General features: G+C 61.1%; 5 protein-coding genes. 4 read left to right on the top strand and 1 reads right to left on the bottom strand.

The genetic code is table 11. The features are described from left to right. Positions 1–195 precede the first annotated feature (195 nt). The gene (locus QZY07_RS23150) at positions 196–555 is read left to right on the top strand and encodes a hypothetical protein (RefSeq protein ID WP_295408060.1); all 360 of its coding nucleotides are present in this window, start codon (positions 196–198) and stop codon (positions 553–555) included. After that, positions 546–1,058 (top strand): protein disulfide oxidoreductase, encoded by a 513-nt coding sequence (locus tag QZY07_RS23145; protein ID WP_295408057.1) that lies wholly within the window; start codon positions 546–548, stop codon positions 1,056–1,058. The genes QZY07_RS23150 and QZY07_RS23145 overlap by 10 nt, the downstream gene beginning before the upstream one ends. A 37-nt stretch (positions 1,059–1,095) precedes the next feature. Here the strand turns inward: QZY07_RS23145 and gloA are convergent, their stop codons facing one another. After that, a complete protein-coding gene (gene gloA / locus QZY07_RS23140; RefSeq protein WP_295408055.1) occupies positions 1,096–1,494 on the bottom strand; it encodes a lactoylglutathione lyase in 399 nt (132 codons plus the stop codon). Between the two features lie 162 nt (positions 1,495–1,656). Between gloA and QZY07_RS23135 the strand changes: the two genes are divergently transcribed. After that, a complete protein-coding gene (locus QZY07_RS23135; RefSeq protein WP_295408053.1) occupies positions 1,657–2,202 on the top strand; it encodes a DUF4184 family protein in 546 nt (181 codons plus the stop codon). Positions 2,203–2,370: 168 nt separating this feature from the next. After that, on the top strand, positions 2,371–2,889 hold the full coding sequence (locus tag QZY07_RS23130; protein WP_295408051.1) for a hypothetical protein: 519 nt from the start codon (positions 2,371–2,373) through the stop codon (positions 2,887–2,889). Positions 2,890–3,277: the final 388 nt, after the last annotated feature.

The following is a 3,277-nucleotide window of genomic DNA, read 5'->3' as shown; positions in this document are numbered from 1 at the left end:
GGGCGGCTCTGGATCCAGCCCGAACGGCGGCGAGGCGGTCTGGGTACTCGTCGACCACCCACTCCCTTCACTTGACCAAGCGCCTCCGAGGAGCCGGCCCTGAGGCGCCGCGCCCGCCTCCTCCAATGGGTCGGCCTCCTGCTGCTGCTCCCGTTGCTCGCCGTCTGGACGTTGATGGCTTGGGATACCTGGCGCTTGGACCGCGACATTCGGCAGGTCGCCGCGTCTTTCACGCGCGGGGGCTCGCCGTTCGTCATCCCCTTGCCGACGCATCGAGTCGCGCAAGTGTCGGTCGTGACATCGGACGCCAACCAGGTTTGCGGTTCGCTCGCCATCAAACAGGGCGTGGTGCGTTCGGCCAGGATCGATGGACAGGCCGTGCCGTTGACCTTCGATCACGGGATCGACCTCACCCCCTATGCCGCCTCGCTCCAGGCATGCAATCAGGTCCGGGTCACGCTCCTGGCGAGCATGAGTTTCTTCAAAGCCAGTTTCGCCATGGTCTACGACGGTTTACGCCTCACGGATATTGACCCGCCACAAAGATGGGATTGAAAACCGCACGGGCTATCCGAAGCTGGTTGATCAACCTCGTCCTGATCCTGCTGATTTTCGCCGGTGTTCAGTGGTGGAAGGCGAGACCCTTGGCCAGCGGCGCGGCTCCCTCTCTGGTGGGTCTCACGCGGGACGGACAAACATTTGACCTCGCGGAGTTTCGGGGCCAGCCCGTGCTGATCCACTTCTGGGCCACCTGGTGCCCGGTGTGCCGCCTCATGGACGGGGCCATCGACGACCTCGCGCACGACTATCCGGTCGTCACCGTGGCGCTGCAATCCGGCACGCCCGAAGACCTCGGACGCTTCATGCAAAAACAGGGGCTTCACTTCCCCGTCATCGCCGACCCTGAAGGTCAACTCGCGACTCGGTGGGGCGTGCGCGGCGTCCCCGCCACTTTTGTGGTCGATGCCCATGGGCAGATCCGCCAGGCCACCGTCGGCGCCAGTACCGAGTGGGGCCTGCGGGTACGCTTGTGGATGACCGATCAAGGTGGTGAATGATCCCTGCACCGCGTTCAGGCGGGAACGCTGGCAGGCGCTATCCTCGATTTCCCTGCCGGGCGCCGATCAGTTCAATCGGGTAGCCGTCTGGATCCTCCACAAAGGCAATGATGGTGCGGCCAGCATTCATCGGGCCGGCCTCGCGCAGGATCTTGCCACCTTGCGCCTTAATCTGAGCGGTGGCTTGGTCGACATCGTCCACTTCAATGGCGAGGTGCCCATAGCTGGTGCCTAACTCGTAGTGTTCGACGCCCCAGTTATACGTCAGCTCGATCACGGTCTGATCGGATTCGTCGCCGTAACCAAGAAAGGCGAGGGTGAATTGACCCTCCGGATACTCCTGCTGACGCAGCAGCGTCATCCCCAGGATGCGAGTGTAGAAATCGATGGCGCGGGGCAGGTTGCCGGTGCGCAGCATGGTGTGGAGAATTCGCATGGGTCTGGTCGTTGGTGATGTAAAGATGGTCTGATGATCGCACCGCTGCCTCGCCGTGTCAGGAGAGAAACCACGCCTGGGAGGATGAATGTGCAGAGGGGAACTTTCTACGGGAGGATGCTGCGCGACACCTGAAGCAAGACGCTTGTCATCGGAGTATTCATGCCATTCACACCACTGCACCTGGGACCAGGGTTCGCCATCAAGGCGCTGGCGGGCCGTCACTTCAGCCTCCTGACCTTTGGTGTCGCTCAGGTCGCGATGGACATCGAGCCACTGATCGGGTTGATGAATGGTGCCGACCGACTGCATGGGATCACCCATACGTACTTGGCGGCGCTGATGATCGCCGTGGCGGTCGCCGTGATCGCGCCGACGCTCTGCCGGCCACTCCTGCGACGCTGGAACCGTGAGTTGGTCTTCTATCGCTGGGAGGGGCTGGTCACGCCCGCGGTCTCCACGCCCGTCGCGGTGATCGCGGGTGCGTTCGTCGGCACCCTGTCCCATGTCCTGCTCGATCGCCTGATGCATGCCGATCTGACGCCCTTCACTCCCTGGTCGGATGCCAATGGCTTGCTGGGTTTGATGTCCATTCCAGCCGTCCATCAAGGTTGCCTCATGGCCGGCCTGTTCGGTCTAGCGGTTTGGCTGATGGTCGCCTGGCGTCAACGGCGAGCAATTCAGGCAGGCTTGGAGCCGCCGCCATGACGGTCGCAACCGCCGTGTGGAATATCGCCATGGAGATCGATAATGCCGATTGACACCTCTGATCGCCACCGGTGACATGCTTGTTACCTACCCCGGATCCGTCGGCGCAAAGCATCGCTCGACATCCGGCACATTCCCATTGATCAACAATTCCCTGAAAGCAACGCCATGCGCCCTGTATTCAATAAACTCAAAGAAGAATTCAGCGTCATCTGGCCGCCAACGCTCTTTTTCTTCATCGCCCTGCACCTCGTGGCGCTCATTCGCGTCCTGATGGCCGAAGGGACCGGCATCACGGTCGCCACGTCCATGTCAGTGACGGTCGCCGCCTTAATCCTCGGCAAATCGGTCCTGATCGCGGACCTGCTGCCCCTCATCAATCGCTATCCCCACCATCCGCTGATTTATAACGTGACCTGGAAAACCCTGATCTACCTACTGGTGGCCACGCTCGTGCACTACCTGGAGCGTCTCGTCGAATTCTCTCGCCAAGCGGGTGGCTTGGTCGCGGGCAATGACCAGTTGCTGGCCGAGATCGTCTGGCCGCATTTCTGGGCCGTTCAGATCCTGCTGTTCGTGCTGATTTTCATGTACTGCACGCTGCACGAACTCGTGCGGATCATCGGCAAGGACCACATGAAACAAATCTTCTTCGGGTCAGTCCCGGCGTCGAAGCCGACGCGATGAAACGGACGGCGTGCAGCGCCACCGCCAAGATCAGGCGACGGGGAGTGCAAGATCGGCGACAATCGGTGACTTCTGCCGCGAGGATTCATCAATCACGGGCATGCTTGATCAAAAAACTCTGATGGAACGGAAGACGTGCGACAGCACCCGGCACTTACGCGGTAAGTGCCATCAAACGTGGCCAGCGTTTAGTGTAAGGCGGAAACCCAAGCAACGTGAGTGAAGAAAACAGAGGCCATCACCCGCTAGACCGCTTCGGTTTCAGTCATGCCCGTGGAGGCGCGCACGCCGCTCGCACGCTGATGTTGGTCGAACTGACCACGCTGCTATCCGCTGTCGAGCCGTCTGATGCCGCTAAAACCGACTATCTTGATGCGATCCAGCAGGC

This window comes from uncultured Thiocystis sp., assembly GCF_903866365.1.
In the GTDB taxonomy this organism is placed as follows: domain Bacteria; phylum Pseudomonadota; class Gammaproteobacteria; order Chromatiales; family Chromatiaceae; genus Chromatium.
The sequence above is the reverse complement of the archived record's forward strand: the minus strand, read 5'-3'. Positions and strand labels throughout refer to the sequence as shown.

Bases quoted from the DNA above. Each gene is read 5' to 3' on its own strand.
- QZY07_RS23145 (WP_295408057.1), top strand. From the start codon at position 546: ATGGGATTGAAAACCGCACGGGCTATCCGAAGCTGGTTGATCAACCTC.
- gloA (WP_295408055.1), bottom strand. From the start codon at position 1,494: ATGCGAATTCTCCACACCATGCTGCGCACCGGCAACCTGCCCCGCGCC.
- QZY07_RS23135 (WP_295408053.1), top strand. From the start codon at position 1,657: ATGCCATTCACACCACTGCACCTGGGACCAGGGTTCGCCATCAAGGCG.
- QZY07_RS23130 (WP_295408051.1), top strand. From the start codon at position 2,371: ATGCGCCCTGTATTCAATAAACTCAAAGAAGAATTCAGCGTCATCTGG.